Source organism: Pseudomonas sp. MF6776 (assembly GCF_016613125.1).
Taxonomy (GTDB): Bacteria; Pseudomonadota; Gammaproteobacteria; order Pseudomonadales; family Pseudomonadaceae; genus Aquipseudomonas; species Aquipseudomonas iridis.
In genome coordinates this window covers 307,362-322,927 of the sequence record NZ_JAENSQ010000005.1, presented here as the reverse complement: position 1 = coordinate 322,927, position 15,566 = coordinate 307,362, and the positions used below count along the sequence as shown (strand labels likewise).

General features: G+C 60.8%; 14 protein-coding genes and 1 pseudogene. 9 read left to right on the top strand and 6 right to left on the bottom strand.

Annotated features, from left to right (window positions below; all coding sequences use genetic code 11):
• The first annotated feature begins 177 nt into the window (after positions 1–177).
• Positions 178–737: pseudogene (locus tag JJD74_RS08500) on the top strand (arsinothricin resistance N-acetyltransferase ArsN1 family B).
• 107 nt (positions 738–844) lie between these two features.
• On the top strand, positions 845–1,237 hold the full coding sequence (locus tag JJD74_RS08495; RefSeq protein ID WP_200612941.1) for a DUF6957 family protein: 393 nt from the start codon (positions 845–847) through the stop codon (positions 1,235–1,237).
• 545 nt (positions 1,238–1,782) lie between these two features.
• Here JJD74_RS08495 and JJD74_RS08490 read toward each other — a convergent pair.
• The 5 genes from JJD74_RS08490 to JJD74_RS08470 all read right to left on the bottom strand — a co-directional run bounded on the left by JJD74_RS08490 (position 1,783) and on the right by JJD74_RS08470 (position 6,366).
• On the bottom strand, positions 1,783–2,151 hold the full coding sequence (locus tag JJD74_RS08490) for an antibiotic biosynthesis monooxygenase family protein (RefSeq protein WP_042561898.1): 369 nt from the start codon (positions 2,149–2,151) through the stop codon (positions 1,783–1,785).
• 76 nt (positions 2,152–2,227) lie between these two features.
• Positions 2,228–2,938 (bottom strand): glutamine amidotransferase, encoded by a 711-nt coding sequence (locus JJD74_RS08485; protein WP_200612938.1) that lies wholly within the window; start codon positions 2,936–2,938, stop codon positions 2,228–2,230.
• A 37-nt stretch (positions 2,939–2,975) separates the two neighbouring features.
• Positions 2,976–4,037 carry a 2Fe-2S iron-sulfur cluster-binding protein gene (locus tag JJD74_RS08480; RefSeq protein WP_200612935.1) on the bottom strand — a complete coding sequence of 354 codons (1,062 nt, stop codon included), beginning with the start codon at positions 4,035–4,037 and terminating at the stop codon, positions 2,976–2,978.
• On the bottom strand, positions 4,034–4,996 hold the full coding sequence (locus JJD74_RS08475) for an AurF N-oxygenase family protein (RefSeq protein ID WP_200612932.1): 963 nt from the start codon (positions 4,994–4,996) through the stop codon (positions 4,034–4,036). The genes JJD74_RS08480 and JJD74_RS08475 overlap by 4 nt, the downstream gene beginning before the upstream one ends.
• Positions 4,997–5,151: 155 nt before the next feature.
• The gene (locus JJD74_RS08470) at positions 5,152–6,366 is read right to left on the bottom strand and encodes an MFS transporter (protein WP_047304345.1); all 1,215 of its coding nucleotides are present in this window, start codon (positions 6,364–6,366) and stop codon (positions 5,152–5,154) included.
• 260 nt (positions 6,367–6,626) lie between these two features.
• On the opposite strand from JJD74_RS08470, the gene JJD74_RS08465 reads away from it, so the two are divergent.
• Both JJD74_RS08465 and JJD74_RS08460 read left to right on the top strand, forming a co-directional pair.
• The gene (locus JJD74_RS08465; RefSeq protein WP_042561893.1) at positions 6,627–7,925 is read left to right on the top strand and encodes a serine hydroxymethyltransferase; all 1,299 of its coding nucleotides are present in this window, start codon (positions 6,627–6,629) and stop codon (positions 7,923–7,925) included.
• A 29-nt stretch (positions 7,926–7,954) separates the two neighbouring features.
• A complete protein-coding gene (locus JJD74_RS08460) occupies positions 7,955–8,131 on the top strand; it encodes a hypothetical protein (RefSeq protein WP_200612929.1) in 177 nt (58 codons plus the stop codon).
• On the opposite strand, the gene pdxR is transcribed toward JJD74_RS08460, so the two are convergent.
• Positions 8,128–9,624, bottom strand: coding sequence for a MocR-like pyridoxine biosynthesis transcription factor PdxR (pdxR, locus tag JJD74_RS08455; RefSeq protein ID WP_200612926.1), 1,497 nt, complete (start codon positions 9,622–9,624; stop codon positions 8,128–8,130). The genes JJD74_RS08460 and pdxR overlap by 4 nt on opposite strands.
• 136 nt (positions 9,625–9,760) lie before the next feature.
• On the opposite strand from pdxR, the gene serC reads away from it, so the two are divergent.
• The 5 genes from serC to glyA all read left to right on the top strand — a co-directional run bounded on the left by serC (position 9,761) and on the right by glyA (position 15,561).
• Positions 9,761–10,843, top strand: coding sequence for a 3-phosphoserine/phosphohydroxythreonine transaminase (gene serC, locus JJD74_RS08450; RefSeq protein ID WP_200612923.1), 1,083 nt, complete (start codon positions 9,761–9,763; stop codon positions 10,841–10,843).
• Positions 10,844–10,966: 123 nt separating this feature from the next.
• The gene (locus JJD74_RS08445) at positions 10,967–12,220 is read left to right on the top strand and encodes a benzoate/H(+) symporter BenE family transporter (RefSeq protein WP_200612920.1); all 1,254 of its coding nucleotides are present in this window, start codon (positions 10,967–10,969) and stop codon (positions 12,218–12,220) included.
• Positions 12,220–13,065 (top strand): YggS family pyridoxal phosphate-dependent enzyme, encoded by an 846-nt coding sequence (locus JJD74_RS08440; protein ID WP_200612902.1) that lies wholly within the window; start codon positions 12,220–12,222, stop codon positions 13,063–13,065. Before JJD74_RS08445 ends, JJD74_RS08440 begins: the two co-directional genes overlap by 1 nt.
• Before the next feature lie 23 nt (positions 13,066–13,088).
• Entirely contained in the window at positions 13,089–14,270 is a 1,182-nt protein-coding gene (locus JJD74_RS08435) for an aspartate aminotransferase family protein (protein WP_200612899.1), read from the top strand.
• 25 nt (positions 14,271–14,295) lie between these two features.
• On the top strand, positions 14,296–15,561 hold the full coding sequence (glyA, locus tag JJD74_RS08430) for a serine hydroxymethyltransferase (RefSeq protein WP_115146697.1): 1,266 nt from the start codon (positions 14,296–14,298) through the stop codon (positions 15,559–15,561).
• The last annotated feature ends 5 nt before the right edge of the window (positions 15,562–15,566 follow it).

The following is a 15,566-nucleotide window of genomic DNA, read 5'->3' as shown; positions in this document are numbered from 1 at the left end:
GTAAGCGCTTCGACTTCAAGTGTCCGATCGAGGTTATGGACGAGGTGATGCAGGAAGCTATGGCTATGCGGCATGATGCTCCAGCTTCAATTCAATAACCGTGTTGCACTCAGCTCCTGTAACCGCCGTGGTTCAGCCTTTCAAACGCGATTTTTTAAAGGGGCAGTAAGGAAAGACATGAATTACAAAGTGAGGGTTGCTACACCATCTGATGCCCCTGCCATCCAGATTATCTATGCTCCAATGGTTTGAACTCAGTCATCTCGTTCGAGCTGATACCACCGACTGTTGATGAGATGGCATCAAGAATAACCGCAACACTACCGCCGCATCCCTATCTGGTAGCCGAGGTGGAGGGCAACGTCGTTGGATACGCTTACGCAAGCGAGCATCGAGCGAGAGAAGCCTATCGATGGTCGGCGGATGTCACCGTGTATGTTGATCCGGCTGTGCACCGAAAAGGGGTTGGTCGTGCGCTTTATCAGCAGCTTCTACCAGTTCTAGAGAAACAGGGGATTCATGCAGCCTATGCCGGCATTGCCTTACCCAACGCAGGAAGTATAGGTATCCATGAAGCACTCGGGTTCACCCACATCGGCACCTACCCAGAGGTTGGGTTCAAGCACGGCCAATGGCATAGCGTGGATTATTGGCGTAAACCGATTTGTGCTGTGACGCCGCCAATAGAAATCATCCCGTTCAGTGAGATAAAGGGAGAGTTGAGAAACCAGGTGTGAGGCGACCTGGCTACTATTCGTCGCCATCGGTACCAGGCTGTTCGCTGAGAGCTATGCTTATGGATGATTCACGTTCGAGTCAGTTTACCGACCGGCTGGAGGGATGAATGAATTTGGCGGCGTTTACCTCGCTGCTTTCCGCAGGCGAAAACATAAACGGGTGCCCACTCCCCGATTTAGATGCAGTGACATTCGCAGGTCTGCATTTTCCTTCCCGTGCATATTGCCTTGTTGCTGATTGGGTAATCTTGGATCTCGAAGTTACAACACGTCAACGAATAGCCATCACCGATAGAGGGCTTATCCCTGCCTTGGTTTACGCATTGACGGTTATCCAAGATAGAAAAGGTCGTTTTGCGCCTGGTGATTGGGTCAGATCAACGTTGGGGGTTTCCTTCACTCACAACTGCTTGTTTGAGACGACAAATACGGTTTATGTGCTTATGGGAGCCGGCCGTAGGTTGCGCACAGATTTAGACATCGCACTGAGCTTGTGCTGAAGACCGCAGATTATGCTGCTCCCCTCCTGACCGCTTACTTCAGTTGTTGGTGTCACACTATGTTGGGAGCAGCCCGGCCCTGTATTGGAAGCGCAGCCCATCTGTGTCAATCTATGTTGCTGTTGTCTTTATCGCGAATCATCCTACAGACCCCGATTTACGCGATGGGTTGTGTCAAACTATGTTGTTGGTACCCAGACGAATGATTTTAGACAACAGATTTTGAAGCAATGCCAAAGCCCTTGATTTCAGGGGCTTTTTTATTTAATGGCCTCCACCAGATGTCCGATTTTGGTGGGTGATCTTGCTGGAGGTTTAGCCTGGTACCGGTGATCAGACTTATTCACAGGGCTGATATTTTTCCAGGACTTTTTGTGCACATTCCATTTTCAGGAATAGGTGGCGGCCGCAGAAGGCATGGGAGGTTGGCTTGCGTGAATAGGCGTTGCGGGATTACCAGTGTGGAATAGGGATTGTGGTGAGCCCGCTCACCACAACCACCGACATTAATCTCTCGCCCCTGTGCAGGTGACCAGAATACGCCGTTAAACTACCGCCGCAGCCGTGGCGGGTTCACCGTCGACGACTACGTTGTACGGCGCCTGTTCGCGATCACGCAGACCGTAATCACGAATCACCGATGTCACGCGCACGCGATAGTCATCGAAGATTTTGTCGCGTCCGGCGCGCTGTGCCGACAGGTGGGCTGTCACGTTGCGCCACTGCACCACGGCTTCCTCATCGCGCCAGGTGGTGACCGACATCACCTTCTTGGGGTTGAGCGTGCTTTGAAAGCACTCGACGGAGATAAACCCGTCCATGGGTTCAAGCATTGGGGTCAGCTTGTTGACCAGGTCAACATAAGTCTCGCCCTGGCCTGGCAGTGCCTGTAACTCAAACAATACGACGATCATTTTTGATTCCTCATCCTTGATATTTTTCAGGTGGTTTTACACGGTGCAAATGCGGTGGGCGGTTGCCCGACCGCTATTAGTGTTTTATCGGGGTGCCCAAGTTGTTCAGCCAGGCCCGCATGACGTGGCTCGCGGCGCGGGTCAGGCGGTCGCCGAGGTTTATGGCCTCGCTGCGCAACGCAACAGGATCGATGCCGGTTTGTGCCAGTTCGCTGGCATGGCCAACCAGCCATTGCTCGATGTTGGCGGTATCGGCTTCGAGGTGAAATTGCAGGCCGAGAATCGTGTTGCCCACGGCGAACGCCTGATGAGCACCCACCTGAGTACTGGCCAACAGCACAGCGCCTTCTGGCACATCGAACTGGTCGCCGTGCCAGTGCAGCACGGGGGTGTCCATCAGCGCGGCGAGCGGCGAGTCTTGACCGGCCGCAGTCAGGGTCAGCGGTGAAAAACCGATCTCCTTGACCCCCATCGGGTAGACGTCGGCGTGCATGGCCCGGGCGATCAATTGCGCACCGAGGCAGATGCCCAGCAGGGGATTTCCGGACGCAACGCGCTGGCGCACCAGTTTCAATTCGTCGTGCAAAAACGGATACAGCTGCTCGTCATAAGCTCCAATAGGGCCGCCGAGTATGATCAACAAGTCGGCCTGCAGCACCGGCTCGCTGTAGATGGTGTCGACCGTGGGGTCCACGTAAATCAGCGTATAGCCTTCTTCGGCCAGAACGGCATCGAGGGTGCCAACGTCTTCGAAGTGAATGTGGCGCAATGCAATGGCAGTTTTCATGGAAAAAACCAGTTGTTGAAGTAAGGACGGTAAATGTTCATACCGTGGTGGAGAGGTCGACCTTGATCGTCCCGGATTGCGGGAAGGTGCAGCAGGCGAGGGCGTAGCCGTCGTCCTTGTCCTTGTCGGTCAGGCAAAAGTCGGGCTCAAGGGTGTAGTGGCCCTCCGATACCTTCAGCCGGCAGTGACCGCAGATGCCGGCGCGGCAAAGGCTGCGCACCGCGATGCCGCTGGTTTCGAGCATCTCCAGCAAGCTCTTGCCGGCGGGCGGCTCCAGCACCTGATCGTTGTGGTTCAAGTGCAGGCGCAGCGTCGCGTTGGCCTGAGCCTCAGGCTGTGCGGCGGAGGCCGGCGCGGCCGGTGGGGTGAATGACTCGATGAGCAAGCGGCTCGTGGGGAACATGGCCAGAGTGTGTTCGCGCATGCCTTGGGCGAAGCCATAGCTGCCGCAAATCACCACGCGGTCGGGGTTACCCAGCCGGCTCAGGTCCTGGACTTGGGGACGACCGGCGCTGAAGTGTCCGTTGGTGTTGACCGCTTCGCGGGTTACGAACACCTGCAAGGAGAACCACGATGTGGTCAGCTCAAGCTCCAGCAACTCATGTAGAAACGAAATCTCGGCGATGGACGGCACACACAGCAGCAGGCTCACATCGGGCACCGCCAATCCGCGTCGCGCGCGCTCGGCCAGGCCGCGCAGCAATGCAATCGGCAAGGTGATGCCGATGCCGCCGGCGAGCATGCCGACCTGTCCGCAACCCAGAACCGACTCCAGCGAAATATCACCTGCCACAAACTGCATTGCGGTGGTTGAGCCGGCTTGCAGCGTGGCGTGCAACTGGTCCGAAACCCCGCCACGGCCTTCGCGTTTGACCGCAATGTCGAACCGGTCGGCGCCGTGCTTGCGCGTGATCGAATACAACCGCTGGTGATGGGTGCCCGCCATGTCAGCGGCGTGCAGGGCCACGTGTTTGCCTGCCTCCAGGCTGTCGAGGAATTCGACGGGTGCGTCTACCGCGCGCAGGGTGAAGACTTTTACGTTGGCCGTTTCAATGCTGACGTGTTCGCACAGGGCTTTGAGGGATGCCATGCCGTTCATGCGCGGGCCTTCTCGCCTAAGGTTTCAATGGCATGCTCGGCACTGCTGAGGCCGTTGCCGGTCAAGCCGATCCGGTCTATCAGGGCTTCGAGCGAGTCGGTGTAGACGCTGATTTCGTTGTTGTCGCCCACGTCATGCACGATCTCGCCGGCATGGGGGAAATCCAACATCGAAAACACGGTGGCCCATGCGCCCATTTCGTTATTGGCGAACATCTGCACCGTGCGCAGGATGATCGAGCGCAAGTACTCGCGTTCCTTGCGGCTCAGGCCATTGACGATGTCGGAAGCGACGAAGCTGAAGACGCTGGAATGGCTCCACTCGTCCATGGCATGGGTGCGTGTGACCTCATGGCACACCGCCTGAATGCTGGCGTCCTCGGCCATGGTCTTGAGGTAGTCGGTGATCAGCGTTTCGCTGGCACACGCGACGCCGAAGCGGGTCAGGCGTCGCTCCCATTCGGCGGTGCAGTTGGCCAGGAGGGCCTCGCGCCAGGTCACCAGGTTGAACGCGCTGAAGTCCAGCGGGGTGAGTTTGCGCATGTCATAGATATAGTTGCAGGCCATGATGGACATGCGCGTGTGCAGGGCTTCGTCGAGCAGTGCCTGAGACATCACGTCTTGCAGCAGGGCGCGGTTGTTGCTCGGCGGCGGGGTCTTGATAATGTCCTCGCAGGCAGGCACGACCACATTGCATTCGATGTAAATGGTCTTGAGGTTGTAGATGCCCCACGCATACGACAGGCATTTGGATTGCAGGTCCTGAGGGGCTTCGAGCCAGGCCTGGTGATGACGAAACGGTAGCAGCGATAGGCTGAAGTCTTGCTTGTCGGCATCGAAGGCGAGGCCCCAGTAGTTCGGTTGCGGGTTGTTGACGGCCGCGCGGGTTTTCCAGAGCGTGGAGAGTTTGGCCAGCATGTTTTTTACTACGTCATCGGTACCACAATTCAAACGTTCCATGTTTTAACTCCAAGGAAATCGGCTATTGGTGTTAGGGTTTACCGTGCAGTCCTTGCAAAAATAACGGGTCCGCACAAGCGAGGGTGCAGCGCAATAAATGCGGGACGGCGCCCTTCAAGTCTGCGGCAAAAACACGTTGCGGCTATTGATTCAGGTCACTTGAATGCCACTTGGAGTGCCGCCGTTTTTCGGGCCCTGGCCATGGACCGCTCCTGCATCAGAGTCAGTACAACGGTCAGGCACATGAAGGCGGCGCTGGCCCAGAAAATTGCGTTGGGCTGACCTTGGTCGAGCAGCCAGCCGAACCCGACGGGCCCGATGGCGCCACCGATGTTGAAACCGGTAGAGACGATGCCGAAGGTTTTGCCTTCGGCACCCTTCGGGGCCGCCGCTCGTACCAGCATGTCGCGGGACGGTGCGATCACCCCGGTCAGGAAACCCGCAGCCCCCAGCACGACCAGCAGCGCCGGCTCGCTCAAGCGTGCCGTGGCGACCAGCAGCATCAGCACGGTGGCCAAGGCAAACGCGCTGGCTGCGACGACGCCATGGCGGCGGGTCCGGTCGGCCAAGGCTCCCCCTGCCAGCACGCCGAAAGCGCTGGCAAAGAGGAAGGCGGTCAACGCCGAGTTGGCCCAGGTCAAGGCCACGCCCTGGCCTTGCATCAGGGCGGCGACCGAGAACTTCTCAATCGCGCCGGTGCTCAGGTTCAGCAGCACGAACAACAGGGTCAGGCTGAGCACCATAGGCGAGAGCAGTGACAGGCGACTGGCGCCGATGGGTGTCGGGTCGGCGGCGAGAGACACGCGACTGACTCTGGCCAGTGCGGAGCCAGGGATCAACAACAGCGCCAGCACGAAAAAGCCCACCAGTGCCGCCGCCGCGAAGGCCATGGGCAGGTTGCTCGCCACCGCGATGCCCAGCAAAAACGCCGGGGCCACGGCCGCGCCAAGGAATCCGGCAAAGGTATGCACGGAGAACGCCTTACCGATGTGGGCGGGGTCAATATGGCGGGACAGCAGGGCGTAGTCGGCCGGGTGATAAACCGCGTTGGCGACGCCGGCCAGTACCATGCCGATCAACAAACAGGTGTAGCCGGGCAGGAGTGCAATCAGCAGGAAACTGCTGCTGCCCAGTGCCAGCGCGACCAACAGCAAGCGCCTGGCACCGTAGCGGTCCACGGCAAATCCCATGGGTGCCTGTACCAGCGCTGTGACGATATTGAACAGACTCAACGCCAGGCCCAGTTCCACATACTCCACCTTGAAAAAAGCCGGAAGCAGAGGGAATAGCGCCGCCAGCACCATGATGTGCAAATGACTGACAAAGTGTGCGGCGGCGACCTGTGGCAGCAACCCGATACGAATCGTCATGGCGAAACCTGTGTAGTGAGCATGGCAAATTCGGCGCAGAGCTTAATGAGGCGATGGTCTTGCGCGATAGTCCATTACCGATGAGGCCACCAGACCACTTTAAATGGCGGCGATTTCACCGCGCCTGCCCCTGCGTAGACGTGTGGCAAGGGCTTTGAGGGCGGTGGTCTGCAACATCTGAGCGAACTGGTATGGCTGGCCGGCCCGTGGGCGGATAGGGTAGTGCGGCGTGTTATCGGGCGTTTAGAAAGGGAGTGACCATGCCGCATTTCGCTTATCGGGAGGGCCACGCGCTGCCAGGGGTCAGCGGCGTTGCGCTGCCTCAGGTGGACGGGGAGGTGTGGCGCGCCATTGACGCCGAGCGTCAGCGCCAAGTGCAGTCAATCGAGCTGATCGCCGCTGAGAACGTGGTCAGTCGTGCGGTGCTCGAGGCCCAAGGGTCGGTGCTGACCAACAAATATGCCGAGGGCTACCCAGGGCGTCGCTATTACGCCAGTTGCTGCAATGTCGATGCAATTGAAGAGCTCGCCATCGAGCGGGCCAGGCAACTGTTCAGCTGTGCCTATGCCAACCTGCAACCCCATTCGGGCAGCCAGGCCAACCAGGCGGTGTTTCTGGCTCTGCTGGCGCCGGGGGACAAGATCCTGGGCCTGGACCTCAAGTCCGGAGGGCATGTGTCCCATGGTGCTGCGTTCAACTTGTCCGGTCGCTGGTTTCAGGCCCTCAGCTATGGCGTGCACCCGGTGACCCACAGGGTCGACATGGATCAGGTCGAGCAGATCGCCCGACAAGAACGTCCACGGCTGATCATCGCAGGGGCCTCGGCGTACTCACGGGCGCTGGATTTCGCCCGGTTTCGTGCGATTGCCGACGAGGTGGGTGCGTACCTGATGGCCGATATCGCCCACGTCGCAGGGCTGGTCGCGGGTGGTGCGTATCCGTCTCCTGTGCCGTTCGCCCATGTCACCACCCTCAGTACCCATGCCACATTGCGCGGCCCGCGTGGCGGGATGATCCTGTGCAATGAGCAGGCCATTGCGCAGAAGATCAATGCGGCGGTGTACCCCGGCCTGCAGGGCGCAGCACTGATGCATATCGTTGCAGCCAAGGCCGTGGCACTGGGCGAGGCATTGCAACCGGCCTTCGGCGCTTATGCCCACGCCGTGGTCGCCAATGCCCAGGCCTTGTGCGGCCGATTGGCTGAAGGTGGGCTGCTGGTCGTGTCGGGCGGGACCGACTGTCACTTGGGCGTGATTGACCTGCGGCCGTGGGGCCTGGTGGGGAATGTCGCCGAGCGTGCGTTGGAGGCAATCGGCATTACCGTGAACAAAAATGTCGTGCCCGGCGATGAGGTCAAGCCCACCGTGACGTCCGGCATTCGTCTCGGCAGTGCGGCGTGCACTTCGCGTGGCATGGGGGTCGATGAATTCAGGGAGATCGGCGACATGATTCTGGCCATGCTCGGTGGCGTGCGCAGCGGTGCCCTTGACGGCCGCACTGAACGTTCGATTCGTGAAGGTATCAGCGACCTGACCAAGCGTTTCAGGCTGCCGTATTAACCGACCGCGCTTTTTGAAAAGGAATTCCGATGCCCGGCTTTATCCCCACCGGCCGCCTGGCGGCTACCCGCACGTCACGGTTCAGGTTGTTCAACACCGCCAAGCCTCAACCCGTCATCACGGTTGAATACTCAAAGTTGTCCCCGCGTGCGCGGATGGCCGTCCAGGCCCAGCAGCTGCTGATGAACTATGCGCTGGGCCATTAGATTTTCAGGGCGTTGGCCAGGCGCAACATGGCGGCTTCTATTTCATACGCGGTCAGGGAGGAGTAGCCCAGCAGCCAGCCCTGTTGCTTCGGTTCGCCCGCGTACAAACCGCTGAGGCCGGACAGTTGCACGCCGGCAGTGGCGGCCTGGCGGATGGTTTTTTCCTCGGACCACCCGGCTTTCAGCAAGCAGGGGATTTGCAGCCCGCCCGGCGGCAGTTCGGCGGTGACCACCGTGCTCAAGTACTTGCCGATGGCGTCGTGCATGATCGACCGGCGTCCGGCATACAGCTTGCGCATGGCCCGGACATGCGCGTTGTAATGGCCGTCCTCCATAAAGCGCGCCAGCGTCAGTTGCAGCGTTTGCGGAGTGTGGCCGTCCATCATGCTGCGCGCATAGGCAAAGGGCTTCACCAGTTCGGAGGGCAGCACCATGTACCCCATGCGCAGTCCGGGGTAGAGGGTCTTGCTGAAGGTGCCGATGTAGAGCGTGCGCTGATACTTGTCCAGGCCTTGCACGCACGCCGTGGGTTGCCCGTCGTAATGGAACTCGCTGTCGTAGTCATCCTCGATGATCCACTTGCCTTTTTGCGCCGCCCAATTGATCAACTCAAGACGCCGCTCCAGCGGCAACGTTGCGCCGGTGGGGTATTGGTGAGAGGGCGTGACATACACGCAATTGGCGCCGCTGCGGTCGGCGTACAACAGGTCGGTGCGGATGCCCTGTTCATCGACATCAATGGGCATCACCTTGGTTTCGGCGATCTGGAAGGCCTTGCGGGCGCCGTAGTAGCCGGGGTTTTCCATCAGAATCGGCTTGCCGGCGTCCACCAGCAATTGCGCGCACAGATACAACGCCTGACGCGTACTGCTCAAGACCAGTACCTGGTCGGGGGAGCATTTGGCGCCGCGTTCGAGGTTCAGGTAGGTGGCAATCGCTTTGCGCAGGGGCTCAGCCCCTTGTGGATCGCCATGCAGCAGCACGCTCGCGCGATAGTCCTTCATGACCTGGCGCTGCAAACGCTCCCAGACATCCGTCGGGAAGCTGCGGGTTTCCGGCAGACCGGTGGCGAATGCCTTGATGACTTGCTGATCGCGCACGCCGCCGGTGTCGAAGATCATCCGCCCGCGCTGGCTGAGTTCGGCGCCCGGTGCGGCGACGCTGCTCCTGATTTCCTGCGCCCTGAGGCGTCGGCGGCCAGTACCGCGCAATTCGACGCCCACCGTGTCGCAGACGTAACTGCCGGCGCCTTCGCGGCGCACGATAAACCCGTCCCGATGCAACTGCACATAGGCGTTCTCGACGGTGTCGCGGGCGCACCCCAATGACTTGGACAGCACCCGCGTGGCAGGCAGTTTCAAGCCGGGGCCAAGGGCGCCGTCGAGAATCAGCGCACGCAATGCACGTTGAATCCGCTGATGCAGATCCAGCAGCCGAAATTCAGCGTCGTTGAGGCGCATCTTCAGGGTTTCCAGCTCGAAGGTCTTCGCCATGTGGTCTGCTCTCTTTCCATGAACTGGCAGGTAAAGGCAGGCCAGTTTATCCGTAGACTCTGGCCCTCGCCACCCTTCGGCTTTACCTCGGTGATGACGCGCAGGGCGAGCGTTCTTGAACAGGAGTTACTCAACCATGGCTCGGTCACACAACTTCAGCGCAGGCCCCACCGCGGTGCCTTTGGACGTCCTCACTCAGGCGCACGAGGAGTTTTTCGATTTTGCCGGCACCGGCATGTCCGTGATGGAAATCAGCCATCGCTCGCAGGTATTCATGGCGGTGGCCAGTGAAGCCGAACAGGACCTGCGCGATATCCTCGAGGTGCCGCCCGCCTACAAAGTGCTGTTCCTGCAAGGTGGCGCCTCGTTGCAGTTCGCTCAAGTGCCGATGAACCTGATAGGCGATAAAGGCACGGCGGATTACCTGCACACCGGCCTCTGGTCGGGCAAGGCGATCGAGGCTGCCCGGCGCTACTGCGATGTGCGCGTGGTTGCCAGCGCCCACGCGTCCGGTTTCGATCATGTCCCCCCTGCCTCGGACTGGCGCCTTAACGCCGACGCCGCCTACCTGCATTACACCGAGAATGAGACGGTGCACGGCGTGCAGTTCATCGACACGCCCGCGAGCGACGCGCCGCTGGTGTGTGATGCCTGTTCAAGCCTGCTGTCCAAGCCGATCGACATCGCCAGGCATGGGCTGGTGTATGCCGCCGCGCAGAAAAACATGGGCGTGGCCGGGTTGACGGTGGTCATCGTGGACCCGGCGTTGCTGGAGCGTTCCCATGCTTTTACCCCGGACATTCTCAACTACGCGCGCATCAGCGAAGCGCAGTCGATGCTCAATACCCCTGCGACTTTCCCTTGGTACCTCACAGGCCTGACGCTCAAGTGGATCAAGCACAGTGGCGGTCTGCAGGCGCTGCATCAGCGCAACCAGGCCAAGGCGCGAATGCTTTATCACGCCATCGATGGAAGTGACGGGTTTTATCGCAACTCAGTGCAGGCACCGTATCGCTCCATCAATAACGTGCCCTTTCGATTGGCCGAGGTAGCGCTGGAGAAGACCTTTTTGCGGCGCGCGGAGCAGGCCGGTCTCAACGGCCTCAAAGGCCACGCCAGCGTCGGCGGCCTGCGCGCCAGCCTCTACAACGCCGTTTCGGTGCCGGCGGTGGAGGCACTGTGCGACTTCATGAACGCCTTTGCGCGTGAGCATGGCTGAGCCGACCACAGAAAGTGGTCTGGTCTGCTGCGTTAAAGCGTAGGGGTAAAACCTGCCATTCAACCGCTATAAATGACCGCTTACCAGCGGCCGGATGCATCGTCCAGCAAGGAGCCAAGACCTATGTCATCTACTCAACCCCTCTCGTCCCTGCGTCTGCGGGACCTGCTGCACCCGGTGGTTGCCGGGTTGATTTCGGTGATCGTCAATTACGGCGGCACCTTCATCCTGGTGTTTCAGGCCGCCAAGGTCGCAGGGCTCAGCCCTGAGTTGACGGCATCGTGGGTTTGGTCTGTGTCGATCGGGGTAGGGGTGACCGGGCTGTTCCTCAGTTGGGTGAGCCGCGAGCCGATCATCACCGCCTGGTCGACCCCGGCGGCGGCGTTTTTGATCGTCGCCTTGGCGACCACACCCTACGCCGAGGCCATTGGGGCGTACATGATTTCGGCTGCAGCGTTCGTGCTGCTGGGCGTATCCGGTTACTTTGAAAAAGCCGTTCGCCTGATCCCGCCGGGTGTGGCAGCGGGCCTGTTGGGCGGCATCCTGCTGCAGTTCGGTATCGGTGCTTTCGCCAGCATGAGCGTCGACCCGCTATTGGTCGGGGTGTTGATCGGCGCCTACATCCTGTTCAAGCGCTTGAGTGCGCGCTACGCGGTGGTCGGCATTCTGGTGCTGGGGCTTGGCTTTCTGCTGATGCAGGGACGCGTGGACTTCACGGGGCTGACGCTGGAGTTTGCGACACCGGTGTTCACCCGCCCGGAGTTCTCGGTCAATGCGTTGTTGAGCGTGGCGTTGCCGCTGTTTCTGATCACCCTCACGGGGCAGTACATGCCGGGCATGCTGGTGCTGCGCAGTGACGGCTTCAACACCAGTGCCAACCCGATCCTCAGCGTGACCGGGCTGGGTTCTCTGCTGATGGCGCCGTTCGGTTCCCATGCCTTCAACATCGCGGCCATCACCGCCGCCATCTGCACGGGCAAGGAAGCCTCGGAAGATCCGTCCAAGCGCTGGATCGCAGGCGTGGCCGCGGGCATCTTCTACATTCTGGTGGGGATCTTCGGCGTGACCCTGGCGGCGGTGTTCATGGCCTTCCCGGCGACCTTCATCACTACCCTGGCCGGGCTGGCCCTGTTGGGCACACTCGGCGCGAGCCTGGCCAATGCCATGGCGGACGTGAAATCGCGGGAAGCGTCGCTGATCACTTTCCTGGCCTGCGCGGCCAATATCACCCTGTTGGGCATCGGCGGCGCGTTCTGGGGCCTGGTCATCGGCCTGGCGGCCTACGCCGTGCTCAATGGGCAGTTGCCGCGTCGTGAAAAGACTGCAGTCCCCCAGGCCGAACCGGTTGCAGTGCCCACCAAGGGAGCGGCCAACTGATGCCTGATCAAACCGAAGACCTCAACATCCTGCATGCGCGCCATGGTCGTTACCCACAGGCCGACAGTGTCGAAGATTTTCGCCGCAACCTGGCCGCCGTGCAGCAACGCATTGTCGAGGCGTGCCGTCGGGTAGGGCGCGACCCTGCCGGTGTGCGCTTGTTGCCGGTCAGCAAAACCTTTGATGAAGCTCATCTGCGTCTGGCCTATGCCGCCGGTTGCCGCCTGTTGGGCGAGAACAAGGTGCAGGAAGCACAGCGCAAGTGGGAAGCCATGACCGATCTGCAAGACCTGCAATGGTCGGTGATCGGCCACTTGCAGACCAACAAGGCCAAGCAGGTCGCACGCTTCGCCAGTGAGTTCCAGGCCCTGGACAGCCTGCGGGTGGCCGAGGCGCTGGACCGTCGCCTGCGCATTTTAGATCGGCAGATGGACGTGTTCGTCCAGGTCAATACCTCCGGCGAAGCCAGCAAGTACGGGCTAGCGCCCGATGACGTGGCGGCTTTCCTGGAGACAATGCCAGCGTTCCCGACACTGCGGGTTCGCGGGTTGATGACGCTGGCGCTGTTCTCGGCCGACGCGGTGCGGGTGCGCCCTTGCTTCGTCCGGCTGCGTGAATTGCGCGACCGCTTGCGTCATTGCGCCCCTGACGGGGTGTCGCTGCAAGAGCTGTCGATGGGCATGTCGGGTGACTTTGAAGTCGCCATTGAGGAGGGCGCGACCGTGGTGCGCGTCGGGCAGGCGATCTTCGGTGCCCGAGCCATGCCGGATGCGTACTACTGGCCGACCGCCGATGCCCGCCCCCTCATTGAAGACACGTTGTTGTCGATCACACCCAGCCGTTGATCCCCCTCTACAGGAGGCCTGCAATGTCCGCTGCACCCGCTTACCTCATGCACACCTCAGCCCGACAACCGGTTTCGTTCAGCCGAGGCCAGGGCGCCTCGTTGTGGGACACCGAGGGTGTTGAATACCTGGATGCCATCGCCGGTGTGGCGGTGACGAGCCTGGGGCATGCCAACCCCGAAATTGCCGCGGCCATCGCCGAGCAAGCCACGGTGTTACTGCACACGACCAACATGTTTCGCATCCCATGGCAGGAGCAATTGGGCGAACGACTGTGCCTGCTATCGGGCATGCAACGGGCGTTTTTCTGCAACTCCGGAGCGGAGGCCAACGAAGCGGCGCTCAAACTGGCCCGCCTGCACGCCAACGCTCGGCAGGTGGCCCACCCCCAAGTGTTGGTGATGGAGAACAGTTTTCACGGGCGCACCATGGCCACACTCGCCGCCACCGGCAATCCCGCCGTGCATCGCGGCTTCGAGCCTCTGATGCCGGGCTTTGTGCGGGTGCCTTTCGACGACATCGAGGCGATTCGCCAGGTCGCGGCGCAGTCACCCGATATCGTCGCGGTGCTCGTCGAGCCGGTGCAGGGTGAGGGGGGCGTGCACGCCGCTTCTGCCGGCTACCTGCAGGCGCTGCGCCAACTGTGTGATGAACACGACTGGCTGATGATGATTGATGAAGTGCAGACCGGACTGGGCCGCACCGGTACCTGGTTTGGCTTTGAGCACGCGGGCATCAAGCCGGACGTCATTACCCTGGCCAAAGCGCTGGGCAACGGTTTCCCCATCGGCGCATGCCTGGCGCGGGGCAAGGCCGCCCAGCTGTTTTCCCCCGGCCACCATGCGTCCACGTTCGGCGGCAACCCGCTGGCATGCCGCGTGGGCTGCACAGTGCTCGACATCATGCAGCGCGATCACATCCCGCAACGCGCTGCCGCCTCGGGCCGCCGCTTGTTGGCAGCCCTGAAGCTGGCGCTGGGCAACCATCCTGAGGTGGTGTCCGTTCGCGGCATCGGCTTGATGATCGGCATTGAACTCAATGGCCCGTGCGCCGAACTGGTCGGCCGGGCCCGTGAAGAACAACGCCTGCTGATCACCGTCACACGGGGCAACACCGTGCGCCTGTTGCCGCCGCTGATTTGCGATGACGCACAGATCGACGACATCGCCGCGCGTATCACCCGCCTGCTGTCACCCGCCGCTTGAATTCTTGACCAAGGACACTTTGCATATGTACGACTCGACGCTGACCCTCAACGCTTTCGACCCTGAGCTGTATGAATCGATTCACAATGAAGAGCATCGCCAGGAAGACCATATCGAGCTGATCGCCTCGGAAAACTATGCCAGCCCGCTGGTGATGAAAACCCAGAGCACGGTGCTCACCAACAAGTACGCCGAAGGCTACCCCGGCAAGCGCTATTACAGCGGCTGCGAATACGTCGATGTGGCCGAGCGGCTGGCCATCAAGCGGGTCAAGGCCCTGTTCGACTGCGACTACGCCAACGTGCAACCCCATGCGGGCGCCCAGGCCAACGCGGCGGTCTTCCTGGCACTGATCAACCCCGGTGATACGGTGATGGGCATGAACCTGGCCCAGGGCGGTCACCTGACCCACGGCAACCCGGCCAACTTTTCGGGGCGTCACTACACCATCGTGCCTTACGGACTGGACCCGAAAACCGGCTTTCTCGACTATGACGAGATGGAGCGAATCGCACTGCAGACTCGCCCAAAAATGTTGATCGGTGGCTTTTCCGCGTATTCGCGGTACAAGGACTGGGCACGCATGCGCAGCATTGCCGACAAGGTTGGGGCTATTTTCTGGGTCGATATGGCCCACGTCGCCGGGCTGGTCGCCGCGGGCGAATACCCGGATCCGCTTCCCCACGCGCATGTGGTGACCAGCACCACGCACAAAACCCTGCGTGGGCCACGCGGTGGTTTGATTTTGTCCAAGGGACAGGATGAAGCCTTCTACAAAAAGCTCGATTCCGCTGTGTTTCCGGGCGTGCAGGGCGGGCCGCTGATGCACCAGATCGCGGCCAAGGCCGTGGCCTTCAAGGAAGCGCTTTCGCCTGAGTTCAGCATCTACCAGACCCAAGTGGTCATCAACGCCCGGGCCATGGCCGGTGTGTTGCAAAAGCGCGGGTACAAGATCGTCTCGGGCGGCACCGACAACCACATGATGCTGATCGACCTGTCCGACAAACCCTACACCGGCAAGGAGGCCGACGCGGCCCTGAGCAGTGCCTATATCACCGCCAACAAAAACTCGGTGCCGAATGATCCGCGCTCACCGTTTGTGACATCCGGCCTTCGTATCGGTACCCCGGCGGTGACCACCCGCGGGTTTGGTGTGGAGGCTTGCGAGCAAGTGGCCGGCTGGTTGTGCGACGTACTGGATGCCCTGGAAAACGGAAGCAGCGAGAAGGTCGGGCACCACGTGCGCGAACAAGTTGTAGCGCTGTGCCGTCGTTTTCCGGTCTATCGCTGAGTCTG

What these genes read in the sequence shown, in the direction of transcription:
- JJD74_RS08495 (WP_200612941.1), top strand. Translation starts at nt 845, where the DNA reads ATGAATTTGGCGGCGTTTACCTCGCTGCTTTCCGCAGGCGAAAACATA.
- JJD74_RS08490 (WP_042561898.1), bottom strand. Translation starts at nt 2,151, where the DNA reads ATGATCGTCGTATTGTTTGAGTTACAGGCACTGCCAGGCCAGGGCGAG.
- JJD74_RS08485 (WP_200612938.1), bottom strand. Translation starts at nt 2,938, where the DNA reads ATGAAAACTGCCATTGCATTGCGCCACATTCACTTCGAAGACGTTGGC.
- JJD74_RS08480 (WP_200612935.1), bottom strand. Translation starts at nt 4,037, where the DNA reads ATGAACGGCATGGCATCCCTCAAAGCCCTGTGCGAACACGTCAGCATT.
- JJD74_RS08475 (WP_200612932.1), bottom strand. Translation starts at nt 4,996, where the DNA reads ATGGAACGTTTGAATTGTGGTACCGATGACGTAGTAAAAAACATGCTG.
- JJD74_RS08470 (WP_047304345.1), bottom strand. Translation starts at nt 6,366, where the DNA reads ATGACGATTCGTATCGGGTTGCTGCCACAGGTCGCCGCCGCACACTTT.
- JJD74_RS08465 (WP_042561893.1), top strand. Translation starts at nt 6,627, where the DNA reads ATGCCGCATTTCGCTTATCGGGAGGGCCACGCGCTGCCAGGGGTCAGC.
- JJD74_RS08460 (WP_200612929.1), top strand. Translation starts at nt 7,955, where the DNA reads ATGCCCGGCTTTATCCCCACCGGCCGCCTGGCGGCTACCCGCACGTCA.
- pdxR (WP_200612926.1), bottom strand. Translation starts at nt 9,624, where the DNA reads ATGGCGAAGACCTTCGAGCTGGAAACCCTGAAGATGCGCCTCAACGAC.
- serC (WP_200612923.1), top strand. Translation starts at nt 9,761, where the DNA reads ATGGCTCGGTCACACAACTTCAGCGCAGGCCCCACCGCGGTGCCTTTG.
- JJD74_RS08445 (WP_200612920.1), top strand. Translation starts at nt 10,967, where the DNA reads ATGTCATCTACTCAACCCCTCTCGTCCCTGCGTCTGCGGGACCTGCTG.
- JJD74_RS08440 (WP_200612902.1), top strand. Translation starts at nt 12,220, where the DNA reads ATGCCTGATCAAACCGAAGACCTCAACATCCTGCATGCGCGCCATGGT.
- JJD74_RS08435 (WP_200612899.1), top strand. Translation starts at nt 13,089, where the DNA reads ATGTCCGCTGCACCCGCTTACCTCATGCACACCTCAGCCCGACAACCG.
- glyA (WP_115146697.1), top strand. Translation starts at nt 14,296, where the DNA reads ATGTACGACTCGACGCTGACCCTCAACGCTTTCGACCCTGAGCTGTAT.